This is a genomic window from Pantoea sp. B270 (assembly GCF_018726825.1).
Taxonomy (GTDB): Bacteria; Pseudomonadota; Gammaproteobacteria; order Enterobacterales; family Enterobacteriaceae; genus Pantoea; species Pantoea dispersa.
The window spans coordinates 623,022-642,546 of sequence record NZ_JAHCSX010000002.1 but is presented as its reverse complement, the minus strand read 5'-3'; the positions used below and the strand labels follow the sequence as shown (position 1 = coordinate 642,546).

Here is a 19,525-nt window from a genome sequence, read left to right as displayed (position 1 = left end):
GCGGCTGCCCGTTTAATCACGTGGCGTTCCTCGCATAATTGCCAGCGGCAGCTAGACTCACTAGCTGACCTGAAGGGGAACATAATGAAATTGGGTTTTGCGTGTAAGTACTTTGATTCTGAGGCTAAACAGCCATTTCCATTTAAAACCACCACCCGCACACGCTTTCTCGCTATGGAGCGTAACGCGGCGGCCACGCTGCTACTGGCACTGGCACAAAATAACCTGCAGAACCTCTCTCTGACGCTGGAACAGCTGGCGCAGCAGCCGGATGCATTACGCATGATGCGCATCGGCAGCGATCTGCTGCCGCTGTACACCGTGCCGCTGGCCACAGAACTGTATGGCGATATTCTGCCCGAGCTGCAGCCGCTGTTTAGCCGCTGCGGCGAATTGGCCCGCGCGCACAACATTCGCCTGTCGTTCCATCCCGGCCAGTATACGGTGCTGGCTTCGGATAATGATGACGTGGTGGATCGGGCGCTGGAGGATGTCGAGTACCACACGCTGTGCGCGGTGCTGATGGGCTACGGCAGGCAGTTTCAGGATTTCAAAATCAACATCCACATGAACGGCAAACGCGGTATTGAGGGTTTTCGCGCGGCGTTTATGCGCCTCAGCCCGGAAGCCCGCAATATGCTGACGGTGGAAAATGACGAAATTTCCTGCTCGCTGGATGACGTCTTGCAGGCGCGTGCGCTGTGTCCGGTGGTACTGGATATTCACCATCACTGGGTGAAAGAGAATCAGTTTATTCAGGCCAGCGATGAACGCGTGGCGCTGATTCTGGAGTCGTGGCGCGGCGTGCGGCCGGTGCTGCACTATTCGATCGCCCAGGAAGGGTTGATCCCGGAGAGCGGCTTTCCCGATCAGGAGCTACTCGCCGCCTCAAAGCCGAAGCTGCGCGCCCATTCTGACTACTATTTCAACCAGACGCTGAATGACTGGGCGCTGTCGTTTGATCGCTTCGACATCATGTGCGAAGTCAAAATGAAGAACCTCGCACGCGATCGCCTGTATGACTATGCGCAGACGCGCTGATTAACCGCTTACGGCGCCGTGATCACAATGGCGACGCGGCGATTTTGCGCCCGGCCCTGCGCAGTGTTATTGCTGGCGACCGGCGCGCTCATGCCCAGCCCGCGCGTCACGATGTTTTGCCGTGGAATCGCCGCGCCGGTGGCCCACTGATCGGCCACCGCGTTGGCGCGTTTCAGCGACAGTTGCTGGTTGTAATCCGCTTTGCCGTAGTTATCGGTGTGGCCGTCAATGCGCAGATGTTCAATGCCGGTAGCGGCCAGGCTTTTCGCCATCTGCGCAATACTGGCTTTGCTGGCGGGCGTCAGGTCAGATTCATTGATGCCAAACAGGATCTTATCGGACAGGCCCAGTCCCCAGCCTTCAGTGTTTTCGCTGAAGCCGGCGTCGCGCATCGCTTTAATCTGCGCGTCGCTAAAACGCCCGGTTGACTGACAGCCGACACAAGCCAGCACCATAACCAGCAAACATGATTTCAGTTTCATACGCGTACCTTACTCATTCCTTTGTTTTTATACATGTGCATATCGGCGCGCTCCAGAATCGACGCCACCGAATCGCCATGCTGCGACCAGGCGTAGCCGATGGTCACCGATGTGGTGATCTGCGTGCCTTCCGAAATCACAATCGATTGCGCGATTGCGGTACGAATATCTTCCGTCAGCTGCTGCAGATCGGCTTCTGAGGTGCGGCTGGTGATCAGCATGGCAAACTCGTCACCGCCCAGCCGCGCCACCAGATCGTCCTGATACGCCAGCGCGCTGAGGCGCGCCGCGATGGCCTTCAACACTTCATCACCGGCGGCATGGCCCCAGTTGTCGTTAATGCTCTTGAAGCGATCGCCGTCGAGAAACAGCAGCACAAAATTCTCATGCGCCAGCTGCTGATCCAGCAGCTGCGACAGGCGGCCAACAAACGCCGAGCGGTTGGCCAGTCCGGTTAACGGATCCTCCAGCGCTTTGGCCGCCAGTGAACGGTTATCGCGCAGCAGCGAGGCTTTTAGCGTCTGCATTTCACTCAGCAGCGAGTTGAGATCTTCAGAAAACAGCTGAAACTCTTTGGTCGGATTTTGCGGTACGCGCGTCGAGAAATCGCCAGAGCGAATCACGTAATGGATGGCGCTGGTGATATTGCGCAGCGAGCGCAGAATACCGCGATGCAGAAATTCACTCAGCAGGCAGGAAATCACCAGCACGCACAGCATACCGATGGATAAAATCATCACCGAATAGCGAATAAAATCGGCCGCACCGCTGACGGTGCCGGCCAGCATTAAATGGCCGACCTGGGTCTCGGCGTGATTAATTTCCACCGCCAGCGGCTGCTGATAGATCCAGCGACGCAGTAGCGTTTCATACCAGCCGCTCTCTTGCTGGCGATCGTGCCAGTCCACCAGTACGGTATTGCCCGCCGTGACCAGCTTCGCGGAGGCAAACATCCCTTCATTGCCGAGCAGGGCTATTTTGTTACGGGCATCATAGCTGTCTTCAAATACCGTCGCGGCGGTCAGGCTGGTGCTGAGTGTGGCGGCAATGAGTTCGAGGTTTCTTTTCTCATAGCGTTTAATAAACAGTAAAGATGTCGATGTCAGCAGCAGCCAGCACAGCAGTAATATCACGGCGGCATTGACGGTGCTGATACGACGCAACTTATTGCGAATCGATGATTTATCTTTTTTTATGCTATCAAACTTCATCTTATTTGCTTCCTTTGCGGGACAGCAACAACACGTCCGGGCTCACTCTGACACCGCTGCGCGCCAGCGAGTCAAGGTTGACGGAAAATGCGGTGTGATCGCGGTTAAAGATCAGACAAAAGGCCGCGCCAACCGCACAGTCCGGGTTGTTTTCCGCGATGGACAGGACGGCTTTACCCTGTAGCATCGCCAGCAGTTCAGTTTGCTGCTGCGGCGTCTGATCGCCGAAGTAAATGGCATCACAGCGCTGGCGGCTGAGTTCGCTGGTCTGGTTAATCCACACCACGCTGAACGGCGTCGGGCCCTGAGGCTGCGCAAGGTGCTGTGCTGAAGCGAATACGCACAGCTGTGGCGGCTGTGTTAACTGGGGCCAGTGGCTAAAACTGATGATGCCGCTGACGATGCGGTTAGCCTGATCGTCACGCTGAACCGCACTGTTTGCCGCCTGAGCAGCAGGAAAACAGAGGAGATAAATGAGAGAAAATACGGGAAGAAATGCGCGTAAGCCCTGCAATAAATAGAGCAGCTGGCTGTCGCCCTTCACCTTTAATTGTAGTTGTAACATAGCGCTATCTCTGAACAGCAACCGGGAAATAGTACCATCGCGCTGTACAAAAGAGTACCGCCGTACAGGCGCTGATACCGCGATCAGGCAGGGTAGAATAAATTCGTCAGGACCGGATTTAAATAGAGAGTTAAAAGAGTAATGAATAAAAACGCAGCAGAATAAGCGTATTAAGGCTGACTTCTGCCGGATATTCCCGCAGCAAAATTAGCGCAGCGGCGCGATTTTTCGCAAAATGAATTGTCCGGCGACGCCGGATATTCCCTTTGTGGCGCAATGGCCCTGAATTGAACAATCATTCAGCGCCATTCACCGCATTTTTTTAATTAAAATCCAAATCCCGGCCGTTGCTGGCAATGACCCGCTGATACCACCAGAAGGATTTTTTGCGCAGCCGGTTGAGCGTGCCGTTGCCGTGGTCGTCGCGATCGACATAGACAAATCCGTAGCGTTTACTCATTTCACCGGTCGACGCCGCGACCAGATCGATGCAGCCCCAGGTGGTGTAGCCCATCACCGGCACGCCGTCAGCAATCGCTTCACCCATGGCGCGAATGTGCTGTTGCAGGTAGCTGATGCGGTAATCGTCTGCAATTTCCCCGCTGGCATTGATTTCATCGTGCGCGCCGAGACCGTTTTCCACCAGAAACAGCGGCTTCTGATAGCGGTCGTACATCATATTCATGGTGATGCGCAGGCCAAGGGGATCAATGCCCCAGCCCCAGGCGCTGCGCGCCAGATGCGGATTGGTCAGCGACTTCACCACGTTGGCGGTGCTGCTGTTCTGTTCATTCATCTCTGCCGACGCGCAGCGCGAGGCGTAATAGCTGAAGGAGATGAAATCGACGGTGTGGCGCAGCAGTTCGCTATCGCCCTCCGCCATGACAATCTCCACGCCTTTCTCGCGGAATACCCGGGCGGCGTAAGCGGGATAAGCGCCGCGCGCCTGGACATCGATAAAGAATAAGTTCTCGCGATCTTTCTGTAACGCGGCCCACACATCTTCCGGCTTGCAGGACCACGGATAAAAGTTGCCGCCGGCCAGCATGCAGCCAATCTGATTCTGCGGATTGATCTCATGGGCGATTTTGGTTACCAGCGCGCTGGCGACCAGTTCATGATGCGCTGCCTGATATTTCACCTGTTCGTGATGTTCATCCGGCGCGAACACCAGACCGGCACCGGAGAACGGGCTGTGCAGCAGAATATTGATCTCATTGAAGGTCAGCCAGTATTTCACCAGACCATCAAACGCTTCGAAGCAGGTGCGGGCGTAGCGGGCAAAGAAATCGATCATTTTACGGTTGCGCCACGAGCCGTATTCGGTGACCAGATGCATTGGCACATCGAAGTGACACAGCGTGACCAGCGGTTCGATGCCGTATTTGCGGCACTCCTCAAATACGCTGCGATAGAAGGCGATACCTTCCGCGTTCGGCGTCAGCTCATCGCCGTTGGGATAAATGCGGCTCCAGGCGATGGAGGTGCGAAACACCGTGAAGCCCATCTCCGCCATCAGGGCGATATCTTCTTTATAGCGGTGATAAAAATCGATGGCGTCGTGGCTCGGATAGAACTCATCGTCGCGCAGCGTATAGCGCGGCTCCAGCCCCAGCTTCACCGCCATGCGGTGCTCGCCGTGTGGAATCATATCCACCGTGGTTAAGCCTTTACCACCGGCGCGATAACTCCCCTCTGACTGGTTGGCGGCTAACGCGCCGCCCCATAAAAATCCCGCAGGAAATGTCACTTCAGACATCACTCACCTCAATCACAGTCCATTATTAATTCGCGCTGAGCGGCTTTGCCGCTTCCGGCTTACCGGGGCGCGGCGCGGTCTCCGTCACCGGAATATCTTCAAAGCCAAGAATCAGCGTCAGAATGAACGACAGCACCACTGACAGCACCATCACGCCAGCCACCCAGACGATGCTCATCGGGTTGGTGGGATCGAAAAACTGTACGCTGGTAAACAGGCCCGGTGAGGCCATCGAGTGGCTGGCGAGGCCGCCAATGCCGGCCACCGCGCCACAGATAAAGCCGCTGATCAGGCTGGCAATCAGCGGACGCTTCAGGCGCACCGCCACGCCGTACAGCGCTGGTTCGGAAATGCCGGCGACGATGGCGGAAGCTGCCGCCGCGAACGCCGTCTGCCGCAGTTCCGGATTTTTGGTTTTGAACGCCACCGCCAGCGATGAGCCGCCCAGTGACAGGTTGGCGCCAATTTCTGACGGCATCACCATGCCTTCTTTGCCGGTCTCAGCTATGGTCTGAATAATGGTCGGGGTAAACACGCGATGCATGCCGGTCATTACCAGCAGCGGCCACAGACCGCCCATGATCGCCACCGACAGCCAGCCGAGATAACCGTGAATGGTATACACCAGCGCCGAAATGCCGCTACCGATCCAGATACCGAGCGGGCCAATAAAGACGATGGCGATGGGGGCAGCAATCAGCACAATCAGCATCGGTTTAAGGAAGTTTTTGGTCACCGCCGGGGTAAAGCGATCGACCCAGTATTCGATGTGCGACAGAATCCACGTCATCACCAGCGCGGGGATTACCGTGTAGGTGTATTTCACCGCAGTGACCGGCACCGAGGCGAATTCCACTACCTGACCCTGCGCCGCTTTGGCCATCAGGTCGATAAAATTGGGATGCACCAGCACGCCGGCAATGGCAATCGCCAGCGACATATTGGTTTTAAATTTCAGCGCCGCCGAAGCCGCCACCATCACCGGCAGGAAGAAGAAGGCGCCGTCACCAATCACATTCAGGATGATTAACGTCGACGAGCCTTTGGGCAGCACACCGCTCATCTCCAGCATCATCGCCAGCAGTTTCACCATCGATCCGCCAATGATCGCCGGGATCAGCGGTGACATGGTGCCGACCAGCGCATCGAGAATGCCCGCGCCGATACTGCGCAGCGTGATTTTACGTTTCACCGGCGCGCTGCCGCTGTTGCCCGGCGTGCCGAGTTTCATCACTTCCTGAAAGGCGAGATTGACGTTGTTGCCGATGATCACCTGACACTGACTGTCGGTGTGCACCACGCCCATCACGCCGGGAATGGCTTTCAGTGTGGCGTTGTCGACGCGCGTGCTGTCTTTCACCACGAAGCGCAGGCGTGTCATGCAGTGGGTAACGGCTTCAATATTCTCTAATCCGCCGAGCGAGGCCACAATGGCTCGTGCGGCGTCAGCGTAGTTGGTCGCCATGAATGTTTGTCTCTGATTGTAGGGGAGAGGAAACGTCGGTTTCGTCTGGCTGTTATGTGTTCATGAGAAACCGGTTTCACAAAATCATGAACAGGCGCATTCATTCAGACAAGAAAAATCGCTATCTTCGTTTTAATTTTGTGATGTTGATCGGCTGACGGGCGGCGGGATCTTCAACCGCAGGCGCAGGGCGACAAGAAAATTCCCCGTCTTATTCATCGCTTAGGTACACTGAGGCGATGAGCAGCGAAGCAGAGTGAAGCATGGCAACCATACTTGAGGTGGCAAAAAAGGCCGGCGTGTCAAAAGCGACGGTGTCGCGCGTGTTGTCCGGTAACGGCTACGTCAGCCAGGAAAAGCGCGATCGGGTGTACCAGGCGATTGCCGAGACCGGCTTCCGGCCGAATTTGCTGGCGCGCAATCTGGCGACTAAATCCAGCCAGACCATTGGCCTGGTGATCACCAACACGCTGTATACCGGCAGCTATTTCAGTGAAATGATGCAGCATTCGGCGCGTATTCTTGAGCAGCAGGGCCGTCAGCTACTGCTGGTGGACGGCAAACACAGCGCCGAAGAGGAGCGTGCGGCGATTCAGTTTCTGCTCGATCTGCGCTGCGATGGCGTGATCATCTATCCGCGTTTTCTCACCATCGATGAGATGGACAGCATCATTGCCCAGCACCGCCATCCGATTCTGGTAATCAACCGGCGACTGCGTCAGCACGACAGTTACTGCATCTACTCCGATCAGCAGCGCACCAGCGCCGAGGCGGTGGCGCAGCTGATTGCGCTCGGCCATCGCGATATCGCTTTTATCACCGGATCGCTTGACTCGCCAACCGGGCGCGAGCGCCTGGCCGGTTATCACGCGGCACTGGCGCAGCATCAGCTGGTGGCAGATGACGCGCTGGTGGTGGAGGGCAAATGGCAGGCGCAGCACGGGGCGGCGGCGGTGGAAACGCTGCTGGCGCGTGGTAAACCGTTCAGCGCGCTGGTCGCCAGTAACGATGAGATGGCGGTGGGCGCGCTGAAAGCGCTGGCGGCGCATAACATCCGCGTGCCGCAGCAGGTGGCGGTGCTGGGTTTCGACGATATTCCGCTGGCGCCCTATACCATTCCGGCGCTGGCCAGCGTGCGCATGCCGGTGACCGGCATGATCGAGGAAACCATTGAACGCCTGGTGTCGATGCTCGACGGAGGCGAAATGCGTAACCGCAAAACCTTTGCCGGCGAGCTGATTCTGCGCGAATCCGTCGGTCCCGGCCCGTTTTACCCTGGCTAAAATCAGGCGTTCAGCAGCGCTTGCTTAAACGAATAGATGTGCACGCGCGCGGCGTCTTCTGCCCGTGTTACGTCACCCTGCGCCAGCGCCGCAATGATTGCGTCATGCTCGGCAATCACCTCCTGCATGTGCTGCACGCTCGACAGGGTGGTTGCCCAGAAGCGCTGCGCCTGGGCGTGGATGATGCTGAGAATATCTGACAGACGACCGTTGCCGGCGATGTCAGCCAGCACCTGATGAAACTCGCGGTCCAGCAGCATCATCTGCTCACGGTCGCGCGCCACACTGGCGGCGGCGATGCGCTGATTCAGCGCCTGTAGCTGGGCAATCTGCGCCGGATTCACGCGCTGCGTCGCCAGCCGCAGGCACAGCGCTTCATTTACCAGCCGTACTTCAATCAGCTCCAGCGCATCGTCAATCGACAGCGGTGCCACCATCACCCCTTTACGCGGGATAATCTGCAGTAACCCTTCAGTCGCCAGCCGATGTACTGCCTGGTTAACCGGCGTGCGGCCCATTGCCAGATCCTCCATCACCTGCGCGGTATTGAGATATTCACCTGGCTTATAGCGCAGCGTAATCAGGCGATGCCTGAACGCCAGATAGGCCTGTTCATTCAATGAAACGCTTTTTTGTCCGGCCTGTGACTTCACATTTTCAGCAACTGAATCACTCATCACGCAGATCCTTATTGGGGTACTGAGACATCTTACACAAAAACCTGGCATGAAAATGGCTATCTTGAAATTGCAGTGAAATTTCACACGCATTTTTCATCAGGAGATCATCGCAGGCATTTACGCTTTACAACCGACTCACAAGGCGCCCCGGTGCTGGATGTCGACATTAAGCAGCTGGTCATTGCCGGATGGGTAGGCCGCGACCAGGCGGCGGTGCTGCACCATATCAGGGAGCTGGAGGCGCTGGGCGTGCCCGCACCTGGTGCAGTCCCGCTGTTTTATCGCGTAGCCACTCAGCAGCTGGCGCAGCACAGCCCGCTGGAAGTGGTGGGCGAGCAAACCTCCGGCGAAGCCGAGCCGTTTGTGTTTTTCCATCGCGGCGAATACTGGGTGTCGCTGATTTCCGATCACACCGACCGTCACCTGGAAACCTTCAGCGTGGCACTGTCGAAGCAGGCCTGCGTTAAGCCGGTCGCCGGTCATGCGTGGCGTATGGCAGAGGTTGAGCCGCACTGGGATCGGCTGGAGCTGCGCGCGTGGATCAAAGTCAACGGCGACTGGGTGACTTATCAGCAGGGCACGCTGGCGTCTCTGCTCACGCCGATGGATCTGCTGGCGCGCTACTTTGGCGATCGCCCGGTCAGTGAAGGCTTTGCGATGTCATGCGGCACGTTGAGCGCGATTGGCGGCATCCGTCCGGCCAGCGAGTTCCGCATGGCGCTGCACGATCCGCTGCTGAATCGCACGCTGGAACACCACTATGTCACCGGCACGCTGCCGGTGATTGCCTGAGGAGACGCGTATGACCACCTTATGGCAGGCGAGCCAGCAACTGCGCGCCGGAGACCTCACCGCAAGCGCCGCGACGCAACAGGCACTACGCGCCGCTGAGCAACCGTCGGGCGAAGGCGCACGCGTGTTTACGCGGACCTATGCTAACAGCGCCGTTCAGCAGGCGCAGCAGGCTGATACGCGCTGGCAACAGCAACAGCCGCGCAGCCCGATTGATGGACTGCCAATCAGCATCAAAGACCTGTTTGATGTGGCGGACGAACCCACCTGCGCCGGCTCGCGCGTGCTGGCGGATGCGCCGCCCGCTGCGCGCGACGCGCATATCGTGCAGCAGCTGAAACAGGCCGGTGCCGCTATCGTCGGCAAAACCAACATGACCGAGTTCGCTTTTTCCGGGCTCGGTATCAATCCGCACTACGGCACGCCAGCTAACCCATGGCAGCGCGGCGAAAAACGCATTCCCGGCGGTTCTTCATCCGGCGCGGCGGTGGCGGTGGCCGACGGCATGTGCCTCGCGGCGGTCGGCACGGACACCGGCGGCTCGGTGCGGATACCGGCGGCGCTGTGCGGGCTGACCGGCTTCAAACCCAGTGCCAGCCGCATCAATCAGGCCGGCACGCTACCGCTATCGGCGGCACTCGACAGTATTGGCGTAATTGCCCATGACGTGCGCAGTTGCTGGCTGCTCGACAGCGTCATCGCCGATCAGCCTTTGCAGCTGGCAGAGCGTGATATCACGCGGGCGCACTTTGCGATTCCACAGACCCGGGTGCTGGACGGGCTGGATCTCGCGGTCAGCCAGGCGTGGCACCACGCGCTGGCACAGCTGCGCGCGCAAGGTGCCACGCTCACCGAGCTGCCGCTGTCTGAACTGGCAGAACTGGAAACCATGAACGCCCGTGGCGGCATCACCGCCTGGGAAGCCTGGCAGTGGCATCAGTCTCTGCTGCAGTCGCACGCGACGGGTTATGACCCGCAGGTACGGATGCGCATTGAGCGCGGCGCGTTGCTGAACGAGGCCGACGCACAACTGTTGTATCAGCAGCGCGCCGACTGGCGGCAGCGGGTGGAGCAGGCGGTGGCACCGTTCGATGGCCTGCTGCTGCCCACCGTGCCGCTGATTGCGCCGACCATCGCCGAACTCGACGACCCGGAGCGCTATCGCCAGGTCAACCTGCTGATGCTGCGCAACACCAGCGTGATCAACATGCTGGACGGCTGCGCCATCTCCCTGCCTTGTCATCAGCCCGGCAGTGCGCCGGTGGGTCTGATGCTGGCCGCCACCCATGGCCACGATGCCGCGCTGCTCAGCTGGGCGCTGGCGCTTGAATCCATCCTGCAACGGAGTCTCTGAAAATGACACATCCTCACGGCATGCTGTTCGTCGCCACAAACGTCGCCGCTGAAAACGAAGCTGATTTCAATCAATGGTATGACCATGAACATGTCGCCGAGCGGGTCGCCATCGACGGCTTTCTCAGCGGCACGCGCTATCAGGCGCTGGATGCTGAACGCAAGTACCTCGGACTGTATGAAACCCGCTCTCTGGAAACCTTCACCAGCGCCGATTACTACGCCGCCTTCACGCGCCAGACGCCGTGGTCGGTAAAAAACCTGGAGCGGATGATCAAACCGATGCGCCGCGTGTGTGCAATCACTCAGCAGCACGGTCAGGGCAGCGGCAGCCACCTTGCGGTGCTGACGCTACAGGCTGGCATTGAAACTGCAACGCTCAACGCCTGGCAGCAGCAGGTTGCCACGGTGCCGGGCTATATCGCCTCGCGCTTACTCACGCCTGACACCACGCTGAGCACGCCGCTGCCGCAGGAAGATCGGGCGCAGCGCGCCATGCGGCCAATGCTGCTGCTCAGCTGTTCGTGCGCCGATGCCTGCCAGACACTGGCGGCCGCCGCGTCACAGGCGCTCAATGCCCGCGCTGAATTTTATGCGCTTAGCTGGCAGCTCACTAAACAGGAGATGGCTCATGGCGAATACTGATTCAACTCTGCCGCACGCCGCGCGTGCCGCAGCAGGGAAAACCCACACCGGCCGTCTTGCCGCGGCCAGCTCCATCGGCACCGCGCTGGAGTGGTACGACTTTACCGTTTACAACATCATGGCGGCGCTGGTGTTTAACCATGTGTTTTTCCCCAGTTTCGACCCGCTGGTCGGCACCATTCTGGCGTTTTCAACTTACGCCGTGGGTTATGTGTCGCGTCCGGTGGGCGGTTTTATCTTTGGCCATCTCGGGGATGTCGCCGGGCGCAAGGCGGTATTGATCACCACGCTGGTGATCATGGGCGTGACCACGGCGCTGATGGGCATGCTGCCCGGATATGCGCTGTGGGGCATCTGGAGCCCGATTCTGCTGGTGGCGCTGCGCTTTGTGCAGGGCATCGCGCTGGGCGGCGAATGGGCCGGCGCGGTGTTGCTCTCCATGGAGCACGGCGAAGCCAGTAAGCGCGGGCGTAACGCCTCGTTCGCCCAGGTCGGGCCTTCCTGCGGTACGCTGATTGGCACCGGCTTTATCACTTTAGTGACGTTGTCACTCAGCGGCGAACAGTTTCAGGAGTGGGGCTGGCGCATCCCGTTCCTGCTCAGTCTGCTGCTGGTGATGTTTGGCCTGTGGCTGCGGCGTGGCGTGGAAGAAACCCCGACTTTCGTGGCGATGCAGCAGGCGGAGAAAACCAGCCACACCCCGCTGAAAGAGGTGTTCCTGCGCTATCCACGTGAACTGCTGATCGCCGGCGGCTCGCGCATCGGCTCTGACGTGCTGTACGCGCTGGTGGTGGTGTTCACCCTGACATACGTCACCACCGTGTTACAGCTGCCGCGTCCGCTGGCGCTGATGGCGACGATGGTCGGCGCGATTGGCAACGCGTTGACGGTGCCGCTGTTTGGCGCGCTGTCCGACCGCCTCGGCCGCCGTCCGGTGTACATTGCCGGCGCGCTGCTGGCTATTGTCTGGTCGTTTGTGTTTTTTGTCCTGCTCGACAGCACTCAGCCGTGGCTGATTGTGCTGGCGGTGGTGATTGGCCTGCTGATTCACGCCATGATGTACGGTCCGCAGGCGGCGTTTGTCACCGAGCAGTTCCCGAGTCACGTGCGCTATGCCGGTTCGTCACTGGCCTATACGCTGGCCGGCATCATCGGCGGCGGTTTTGCCCCGCTGATCATTACCTCGCTGTATAAAGAGCTGGGCAGCACGCTGTGGGTGTCGCTATATGTGACGCTGGCGCTGGCGATCACCCTGTTTGCCTTATGGAAAGCCAAAGAAACCGCGCACCAGTCGCTGTAATCACCTCTGGCGAGGGATCGCCACCTTTTATTAAATATTCATGTGCAGCGCCGGTTCACTCTGCGGCGGCTCGGTCGAGATTTGCGGCAGCGGCAGCGGTCGTCCGATGTAGTAACCCTGAATGGCATCGCACGCCAGCTCCTGCAGCTGCGACATCTGCACCGGCGTTTCCACGCCTTCCGCAGTTACCGACAGGGAATAGGCTTTGCCGAGTCCAATCATGTTTTCCACCACCTGGCGCGCCTGGGGCGAATCGGCCAGCGGAAAAATAAAGGATTTATCGATTTTGATGCCGTCGAACGGGAAGGCGCGCAGGTAGCACAGCGACGCATAGCCGGTGCCAAAATCATCAATCAGAAATCTCACCCCCAGCGCTTTCACCGCCTGCATCACCGCCAGGGTTTTGTCCGGATCGCTCAGCAGCGCGTTTTCCGTAACTTCAATTTCCAGCCGCTGGCTCGGCAGACCGCTGAGCTGCAGCACCCGGGTGATGCGTTCGGCTAAGGCGCTATCCTGCAATTCGCTGGCGGAAATATTCACTGAAACCGCCATTTCCGGCCGGTAGCGGGCGATGTCCTCGCAGGCATTGAGCAGCACCCAGTCGCTCAGCGCGCTGATCAGGCCGGTCTCTTCGGCCAGCGGAATAAACTGATCGGGCATCAGTAAGCCCAGCCGCGGATGCTGCCAGCGTACCAGCGCCTCGACCGCGCTGATGCGCTGCGCGATCAGGTCATAGCGCGTCTGATAGACCAGCCGCAGCTGGTTCTCCTGCAGCGCTGCGCGCAGCTCATGCTCCATTTCGCGCCGCTGCACAATTTTCTCTTCCATGTCACGGTCGAAAAATATCCACTGATTGCGGCCGCTGTTTTTCGCTTTATACAGGGCAATGTCGGCAAAGCGCAGCAAATCGCTGGCGTTATCGGCATCCTGCGGGGCCAGCGCGATGCCGAGACTGCCGCCGATGTGGATGTCGTTGTCGTACACCGGGAACGGCAGATTGAGCTGGGCGATGAGCTGCTGACACAGCGCGTCGACCTGCGCGCGGCTGCCCGCCTCCGGCAGAATCACCACAAACTCATCGCCGCCGAGCCGCGCCACCAGGCCGTTGCCGTTGAGCGTGCGCCGGATACGATCTGATACCGCATGCAGCACCTGATCGCCCGCCGCATGACCGTAGAGATCATTGACCGGTTTAAATTTATCCAGGTCGATCATAATCATCGCCAGCAGCGGCTGCGCCGGCAGCGGCAGACTCAGCTGCCCCGTGAGAAATTCGCGCATCTGCACGCGGTTGGCCAGTCCGGTCAGTTCATCGAAGTGCGACAGATAGTGCGCGCGCGCCTGCGCTTCAACTTCCAGCGTTACGTCGCTGGCGCTGCCGCGAAAGCCGCTGACGCCGTGCGCCAGGCTGACGCGCTTGAGGGTCAGATTGCAGTAGCGCGGCTGATGCTGGGCGGAGAGATAGCGGCAGCCGTTCAGCGTAAGCTGACCGCCCGAGTCTGCCAGCTGCAAAAGCCGGGCGCGCTGGTGTTCATCGCACAGCAGGAAATCCAGTAGCGTGCGCTGCAGCCACTCCTCGCTGGTAAACCCGGTGACTACCGGGAAGCGGCCGGAAACCCAGCTGAAGCGCAGCTGGTCGTCCATCTCCCAAATCCAGTCGGTGGTAATTTCGGCGATATCACGGAAGCGGCGTTCGCTGGCGCTGAGCGCCCGCTGGCTTTGCGCCAGCAGCAGCGTATTTTCATCATTGAGCTGCGCTTTACGCAGCGCGTTGCGCATCAGCATGATGGCACCATACAGGGTGATCAGCATGGCGATCACCAGCAGCGGCAGCAGGGCGGTCAGCAATTTACCGCCGGGGTTGCTGCTGGTCCAGCGCAGCGTGGCGTCATGGCCGTCGGCGGCGAGGCGCAGGCTTTCCGCCACTGGCGCGCGGGGTGCAGCGAATTCCACCCGCAGCGCGTTGATGCCGTACTCGTGCCCCAGCTGCTGTAATTTTTGCGGCGTCAGGCGATCGGCAAAGATCATCAGCGATGGCGCACCGGGCACCTGCGGCACGCTGTTATCGCCACCGGTGGTGATCCATGCCGCGCACAGCAGCACTAACTGCTGATTTACCACCACAAAGCGCGACAGCGCCTTACCGTCATTGTGCTGTAATTGCTGACGCAGCGCGGGCAGTTGCTGGCGACCGAGCCAGCCGGTGAAATCGCGTTGCTGCAGCTGACCCTCGATCACGCTGTAGACCGTGTCGCCGCGCGGCGCGATGACAAACACGCCCTCATAAGCAAAGGTCTGGAACAGCGACTCACCCAGATTCTGCCGCGTCCACGCCCAGTCAGTATTCAACGTGCGGTGCAGGTTTTGATAGGCTTCGCCCCATTCTGCATTATCGGAGAGGTGAAACTGCATCACTTCCTGACGCGTCTGCAACGCCTTCTCCAGCAGCAGGCGGTTTTGCCGCGCCTCCTGCTGGTTGAGATCGCTGGCGATAAAGCACAGCGTCACCAGCGCCACCATAAAGGAGAGAAAAATCAGCAGCACCATCAGCAGCATCGGCTGGCGCATCAGTCCGCGCATCCGACCATCGGTCGGGAAATCCATCAGTGAACGTTTCGCCATCATAGACTTATCACAAACCAGTAAAATGATATTTCATGAGTACGTTATGAGTATCGGCATGACTGCGCCGAACCTGGGCGAAAAAGTAAAAAAAGCGTGAGCGGAGCGGCAAAAACAGATCGCATATTCGTTCAGGTGCCCGACGATGCCGTGGTGTAATCAGATCTGCATAAAGTGTGTTAATAAAAGGCCCTGCCGCTGCGTTTCCGCCAGTGCAATACGGCGAATGCCGGTAAACTTTCCCCGTTGCGTTAATAGCTTAGTGTTTATTTCATGCTGATGACGATAAATATATTACAGCCATAATTTATCAGAGCGTGATTTAACGTTCAGGACCTGAAGAATTTCCTGATTAAATGATGATGCGTTATCCAGGACTATTCTTGTTGAGTGTAAATCTTTGTCAGTGCTAATTTGCTGAAACCCATCTGCTCCTCTTTCCAGAGACCACTTATGCAACCACGTATCACGCATCTTGATGGCATGCGCGGATTAGCGATCCTGCTGGTGATTGCTTATCACGCCTATGCTCGCTGGCCCGAACTGTTGCCGTATGCCGCCACTACCCAGCATATTCCGCTGCTGGCATTTGGCTGGGTCGGCGTGCAGTTGTTTTTTATGATCTCCGGCTTTGTCATATTTATGACGCTGGATAAATCATCCGGCTACCTCAGCTTTCTCAAAAAACGCTGGCTGCGCCTGTTTCCGGCGATGCTGATAGCCAGTCTGCTGCTGTACGTTGCCGGCGGCTTTTTTCCGGAGTGGTCGCTGATGACACCGGAAAGCCGCAACCTGCTGCCCGGTCTGATATTTATTAATCCTGAGACGCTGACGCAGCTCACCGGCATTGAATTCCGCTCCATGGCCGGATCGTTCTGGTCTCTCTATGTTGAAGCGCTGTTTTATCTGATTATTGGCGCGGTTTATTTCACCCTCGGACGTAAATATTGTCTGCCGGCGCTGATTGTGCCGATGTTATTACTTTCCGCCTCATCGGTATTGAAATCACTCGGCCATCCATTATTAATCGATGTCATTTCAAAATTCGGTTTTATTCACTACGCCTGGTTTATGGTCGGCTGTCTGGTTTATGAACGTCTGCACGGGCGCGATAAACGTTATCACTACGCACTGACCGCGCTGGCCTTGCTGATTAATTTCAGCTACTACGTTAAAAACAGCGGCGTGGTCGCCGTGATACCGCTGCTACTGGTAATGCTGTTTTTTATCGCCAGCTTTTATTCCAGACAGATTGAGCGCTGGCTTTCCCTGCGCTTTTTCACCGCCATCGGATTTGTCAGTTACGCCCTGTATCTGATTCATGAAAATTTAATGATCGCGATATTGATTAAGCTTAATGGCTATATCAAAAATGAGGCGGTGATGACGATGCTGCCGGTGGTGGTGGCCAGCGTACTGTATTACGTTGCCTGGCTGATCAGTAAATATGCCGAACCGGCGCTGCGTAATGCGCTGAAGTGGAAGCGGCAGCCCGCGCCGCAGGCGGGCAGCGGGCTGTAATCGCGCGGGAGCCAGCGCTCCCGCGTACGCTGTCACACATCCAGCCGGTGAATGACGTTCACAAACTCGTGTACGCCACTGTTGATTTCCCGCAGGCTGCGCGACAGCACGCTGATCTTCTCCTGTTCGGTCACCACAAATTGCCTGACCTCATCCAGCTGCTGATACATCTGCTGGATCAGGTCGGCATTTTGCTCCACGACCACGGAAATCTGTTTGGTGGCGCTGGCGGTCGAGGCCGCCAGGCGGCGCACTTCACCTGCCACCACGCTGAAGCCACGTCCGGCCTCGCCAGCGCGTGCGGATTCGATGGCGGCATTCAGTGCCAGAATGTTGGTCTGTGAAGCAATCAGGTTGATGGTTTCCACCACGTCGCTGATGCTCCTGGCCGAGGCGGTGAGCTGCGCGCCAATTTCGGCGGCGGCATTCACCTGCTGCGCCACCAGCCCGGAGTTGCGCACCGTTTCATCCAGCACTTCATTGGCGTTATCGGTAATTTGTGAGGTCTGCTCAGAGGTGGTCAGTGCGATATCCGCCACGCGCTTTGCCGCCTCGACGCGCGCGGTGATATCCGAGGCGATCTTAATCACTTTGTAGACCTTACCATCGCCGTCAAACACCGGGTTGTAGCTCGCCTCCAGCCAGATGCGCTCGCCGCTGGCGGTCTTACGCTCAAAGCGACCGACAAAATGCTGACCGTTGCCGATTTTGCGCCAGAAGTCCGGATTCTCGCGGTAGAAATTGTCGAAGCAGAACAGGCGATGATGCTGGCCGGCGATGGCTGGCAGGGTATAGCCCATGTGGGTGAGGAAGTTGGCGTTGGCGGTAATGATGTGACCGTCCGGCGTGAATTCAATCACCGCCATTGATCGGTCCAGCGCCGTTATCACCGCCTCTTTATGCTCCAGTTCCTGATGACGCGCGGTGATGTCGCTCGCGACCTTGATCACTTTGTACACTTTGCCGCGCTCGTCGCTCACCGGAAAATAGGTCGCGCTGAGCCAGAAGCGCTGATGCTGCTTGTTGAAACGCTCAAAAATGCCGTTCACCGATTCGCCGGCGGCCAGCGTTTGCCAGAAGGCGTAATAGTCGGAAGACTGGCTGTAAGCAGGGCTGCAGAAAATCCGGTGATGCTGTCCCTGAATTTCATGCAGCTGATAGCCGGTGACCTGTAAAAATTGCGCATTGGCGCTGAGGATTTCACCGGCCGGTGAAAACTCAATCCATGCAACATGCTGCTTTATCGCTTCAATGTCCTTAGCAATGTCGCCACTTTTGGCAAATGGCAGAGAAAGGCTCGATTTTTTCACCCCGAACATGAGAGACCTCAGGCGCTTGGTATGCTGTTGAACGAAATGCAGGCGCAGATGTGCGCGTGCTAACGCATTCGGCGCGTCCAGTGGACGGCACCGCATGATTTCCCCGGTTGTCCATTACAGCCGTGCCACAGGCACAGGCTGCTGTCTCGCTGCGCACCGATGTGCGCAGGTGGGGTGTGTAATGGTGTTACCTGCCTGATGTTGTTACAGCGCAAGCTGAAAGCTGTTTTTGCTATGCAACTTTGATTATCGACCGTGGCGTTAAAAATGTGAGAAAAAAGTGATCAACGCCGCGCGTGCGGGTAAGAAAAGTGCCCGGCAGGCTTGTTAAAAGATGCATGTTAAATGTATGTTAATACCCGAGACGTGACGCAATCAACGCCCGATAACGGCCTGGAGAAAAACCACCATGACGACAGCGCTGTGCCAGCTGTTAAAACTACAGTATCCGCTGATTCAGGCACCGATGGCCGGTGTCGCCACGCCGCAGCTGGCCGCAGCGGTATCCAATGCCGGGGCGCTGGGATCGATTAGCGTTGGCGCGGCGATGCCGCAGCAGGCGGCAGACATGATTGCCCACACCCAGGCACTGACGAGCGGTCCGATCAACGTCAACGTATTTTGTCACGCGCCGGCAAGGCGGGATGCCGCGCGCGAGGCGGCGTGGATCAGCCGGTTCAGCCCGCAGTTTGCGCAGTACCAGACGGCGCTGCCGCCGGCACTAACAGAGATCTATCAGAGCTTTTTGCACAATGAGGCGATGCTGACGGTGCTGGAGCAGGCGCGGCCGGCGGCGGTCAGTTTCCATTTCGGCATTCCCGATGCCACGGCCATCGCCCGGCTAAAGCAACGTGACGTTGTCACGCTGGCGACCGCCACCAGTCCGCAGGAAGCGCGGGCAATTGCACGCAGCGGTATCGATATCATTGTGGCGCAGGGCTATGAAGCCGGTGGCCATCGCGGCCATTTTGATCCGGGCGCGCCAGACCAGCAGCTTTCGACCGTTGCACTGGTGCAGGCGATTCGTCAGCACACCACGCTGCCGGTGGTGGCAGCGGGCGGCGTGATGGACGGTGCCGGCATCACGACGATGATGAAACTGGGTGCCAGCGGTGTACAGCTCGGTACGGCGTTTGTGCTGTGTCCCGAATCGGCGGCCAGTGCGGCCTATCGTCGCGCGCTGCTGGCAGCTGGCGAGCGTGGCACGGTAATGACGGCGGCGATCTCCGGGCGTCAGGCGCGCTGCGTGCGCAACGCATTTTGTGAATTGTGCCATGACGTAACGCCGGAGGAGATTCCCGACTATCCGCTGACCTATGCGCTGGGAAAAGCCCTGGCGGCAGCGGCAGCAGCGCACGGCGAGGACGGCTTCGGTGCGCAGTGGGCGGGTCAGGGCGTGGCGCGAGTGCGCGTGCTGCCGGCGGCACAGCTGGTGGAGACGCTGGTTGCAGAGTGGCAGCAGGCATAAAGCAGGCTGCTGCCACATA

The 19,525-nt window shown here is 58.4% G+C and carries 16 protein-coding genes; 8 read left to right on the top strand and 8 right to left on the bottom strand.

Translation table 11 applies throughout. From position 1 onward, the window contains the following. Nucleotides 1-84 precede the first annotated feature (84 nt). Complete coding sequence (locus tag KOL70_RS19345; protein WP_215481369.1) at nt 85-1,041, top strand: UV damage endonuclease UvsE; 957 nt, start codon at nt 85-87, stop codon at nt 1,039-1,041. Nucleotides 1,042-1,049: 8 nt separating this feature from the next. Here the strand turns inward: KOL70_RS19345 and KOL70_RS19340 are convergent, their stop codons facing one another. From KOL70_RS19340 to ascF, 5 genes are all read right to left on the bottom strand, one after another. Next, nucleotides 1,050-1,523: an OmpA family protein gene (locus KOL70_RS19340; protein ID WP_058758821.1), complete on the bottom strand. Its 474-nt coding sequence runs from the start codon at nt 1,521-1,523 to the stop codon at nt 1,050-1,052. Next, a complete protein-coding gene (locus KOL70_RS19335) occupies nt 1,520-2,734 on the bottom strand; it encodes a diguanylate cyclase domain-containing protein (RefSeq protein ID WP_058770539.1) in 1,215 nt (404 codons plus the stop codon). Before KOL70_RS19335 ends, KOL70_RS19340 begins: the two co-directional genes overlap by 4 nt. A 1-nt stretch (nt 2,735) precedes the next feature. Next, nucleotides 2,736-3,299, bottom strand: a complete 564-nt coding sequence (locus KOL70_RS19330) for a YfiR family protein (protein WP_058775074.1) — start codon at nt 3,297-3,299, stop codon at nt 2,736-2,738. Between the two features lie 322 nt (nt 3,300-3,621). After that, nucleotides 3,622-5,058, bottom strand: coding sequence for a 6-phospho-beta-glucosidase (locus KOL70_RS19325; RefSeq protein WP_215481368.1), 1,437 nt, complete (start codon nt 5,056-5,058; stop codon nt 3,622-3,624). 25 nt (nt 5,059-5,083) lie between these two features. Continuing rightward, a complete protein-coding gene (gene ascF, locus KOL70_RS19320) occupies nt 5,084-6,523 on the bottom strand; it encodes a PTS cellobiose/arbutin/salicin transporter subunit IIBC (RefSeq protein ID WP_215481367.1) in 1,440 nt (479 codons plus the stop codon). A 263-nt stretch (nt 6,524-6,786) separates the two neighbouring features. Between ascF and KOL70_RS19315 the strand changes: the two genes are divergently transcribed. Continuing rightward, the gene (locus KOL70_RS19315) at nt 6,787-7,806 is read left to right on the top strand and encodes a LacI family DNA-binding transcriptional regulator (protein WP_021509518.1); all 1,020 of its coding nucleotides are present in this window, start codon (nt 6,787-6,789) and stop codon (nt 7,804-7,806) included. 2 nt (nt 7,807-7,808) lie between these two features. On the opposite strand, the gene KOL70_RS19310 is transcribed toward KOL70_RS19315, so the two are convergent. Continuing rightward, nucleotides 7,809-8,483, bottom strand: coding sequence for a GntR family transcriptional regulator (locus KOL70_RS19310; RefSeq protein WP_215481366.1), 675 nt, complete (start codon nt 8,481-8,483; stop codon nt 7,809-7,811). Nucleotides 8,484-8,636: 153 nt separating this feature from the next. Between KOL70_RS19310 and KOL70_RS19305 the strand changes: the two genes are divergently transcribed. The 4 genes from KOL70_RS19305 to KOL70_RS19290 are packed head-to-tail and all read left to right on the top strand — an operon-like array spanning nt 8,637 to nt 12,576. Then, nucleotides 8,637-9,278 (top strand): DUF2848 domain-containing protein, encoded by a 642-nt coding sequence (locus tag KOL70_RS19305; RefSeq protein ID WP_371824672.1) that lies wholly within the window; start codon nt 8,637-8,639, stop codon nt 9,276-9,278. Between the two features lie 10 nt (nt 9,279-9,288). Next, nucleotides 9,289-10,632 (top strand): amidase, encoded by a 1,344-nt coding sequence (locus KOL70_RS19300; protein WP_215481364.1) that lies wholly within the window; start codon nt 9,289-9,291, stop codon nt 10,630-10,632. A 2-nt stretch (nt 10,633-10,634) separates the two neighbouring features. Continuing rightward, nucleotides 10,635-11,276, top strand: coding sequence for a DUF4286 family protein (locus KOL70_RS19295; protein WP_166719256.1), 642 nt, complete (start codon nt 10,635-10,637; stop codon nt 11,274-11,276). Next, nucleotides 11,263-12,576: an MFS transporter gene (locus KOL70_RS19290; RefSeq protein ID WP_021509513.1), complete on the top strand. Its 1,314-nt coding sequence runs from the start codon at nt 11,263-11,265 to the stop codon at nt 12,574-12,576. Before KOL70_RS19295 ends, KOL70_RS19290 begins: the two co-directional genes overlap by 14 nt. A gap of 30 nt (nt 12,577-12,606) precedes the next feature. On the opposite strand, the gene KOL70_RS19285 is transcribed toward KOL70_RS19290, so the two are convergent. Next, entirely contained in the window at nt 12,607-15,201 is a 2,595-nt protein-coding gene (locus KOL70_RS19285) for an EAL domain-containing protein (protein WP_305798616.1), read from the bottom strand. Between the two features lie 450 nt (nt 15,202-15,651). On the opposite strand from KOL70_RS19285, the gene KOL70_RS19280 reads away from it, so the two are divergent. Further along, nucleotides 15,652-16,719, top strand: coding sequence for an acyltransferase (locus tag KOL70_RS19280; protein ID WP_150360223.1), 1,068 nt, complete (start codon nt 15,652-15,654; stop codon nt 16,717-16,719). 32 nt (nt 16,720-16,751) lie between these two features. Here the strand turns inward: KOL70_RS19280 and KOL70_RS23775 are convergent, their stop codons facing one another. Beyond that, nucleotides 16,752-18,038, bottom strand: a complete 1,287-nt coding sequence (locus KOL70_RS23775; RefSeq protein WP_021509510.1) for a PAS domain-containing methyl-accepting chemotaxis protein — start codon at nt 18,036-18,038, stop codon at nt 16,752-16,754. A 409-nt stretch (nt 18,039-18,447) separates the two neighbouring features. Here KOL70_RS23775 and KOL70_RS19270 point away from each other — a divergent pair, with 409 nt between their 5' ends. Next, nucleotides 18,448-19,506 (top strand): nitronate monooxygenase family protein, encoded by a 1,059-nt coding sequence (locus KOL70_RS19270; RefSeq protein WP_215481363.1) that lies wholly within the window; start codon nt 18,448-18,450, stop codon nt 19,504-19,506. Nucleotides 19,507-19,525: the final 19 nt, after the last annotated feature.

What these genes read in the sequence shown, in the direction of transcription:
- KOL70_RS19345 (WP_215481369.1), top strand. Translation starts at nt 85, where the DNA reads ATGAAATTGGGTTTTGCGTGTAAGTACTTTGATTCTGAGGCTAAACAG.
- KOL70_RS19295 (WP_166719256.1), top strand. Translation starts at nt 10,635, where the DNA reads ATGACACATCCTCACGGCATGCTGTTCGTCGCCACAAACGTCGCCGCT.
- KOL70_RS19285 (WP_305798616.1), bottom strand. Translation starts at nt 15,201, where the DNA reads ATGATGGCGAAACGTTCACTGATGGATTTCCCGACCGATGGTCGGATG.
- KOL70_RS19270 (WP_215481363.1), top strand. Translation starts at nt 18,448, where the DNA reads ATGACGACAGCGCTGTGCCAGCTGTTAAAACTACAGTATCCGCTGATT.
- KOL70_RS23775 (WP_021509510.1), bottom strand. Translation starts at nt 18,038, where the DNA reads ATGTTCGGGGTGAAAAAATCGAGCCTTTCTCTGCCATTTGCCAAAAGT.
- KOL70_RS19325 (WP_215481368.1), bottom strand. Translation starts at nt 5,058, where the DNA reads ATGTCTGAAGTGACATTTCCTGCGGGATTTTTATGGGGCGGCGCGTTA.
- KOL70_RS19290 (WP_021509513.1), top strand. Translation starts at nt 11,263, where the DNA reads ATGGCGAATACTGATTCAACTCTGCCGCACGCCGCGCGTGCCGCAGCA.
- KOL70_RS19300 (WP_215481364.1), top strand. Translation starts at nt 9,289, where the DNA reads ATGACCACCTTATGGCAGGCGAGCCAGCAACTGCGCGCCGGAGACCTC.
- ascF (WP_215481367.1), bottom strand. Translation starts at nt 6,523, where the DNA reads ATGGCGACCAACTACGCTGACGCCGCACGAGCCATTGTGGCCTCGCTC.
- KOL70_RS19335 (WP_058770539.1), bottom strand. Translation starts at nt 2,734, where the DNA reads ATGAAGTTTGATAGCATAAAAAAAGATAAATCATCGATTCGCAATAAG.
- KOL70_RS19340 (WP_058758821.1), bottom strand. Translation starts at nt 1,523, where the DNA reads ATGAAACTGAAATCATGTTTGCTGGTTATGGTGCTGGCTTGTGTCGGC.
- KOL70_RS19330 (WP_058775074.1), bottom strand. Translation starts at nt 3,299, where the DNA reads ATGTTACAACTACAATTAAAGGTGAAGGGCGACAGCCAGCTGCTCTAT.
- KOL70_RS19280 (WP_150360223.1), top strand. Translation starts at nt 15,652, where the DNA reads ATGCAACCACGTATCACGCATCTTGATGGCATGCGCGGATTAGCGATC.
- KOL70_RS19310 (WP_215481366.1), bottom strand. Translation starts at nt 8,483, where the DNA reads ATGAGTGATTCAGTTGCTGAAAATGTGAAGTCACAGGCCGGACAAAAA.
- KOL70_RS19315 (WP_021509518.1), top strand. Translation starts at nt 6,787, where the DNA reads ATGGCAACCATACTTGAGGTGGCAAAAAAGGCCGGCGTGTCAAAAGCG.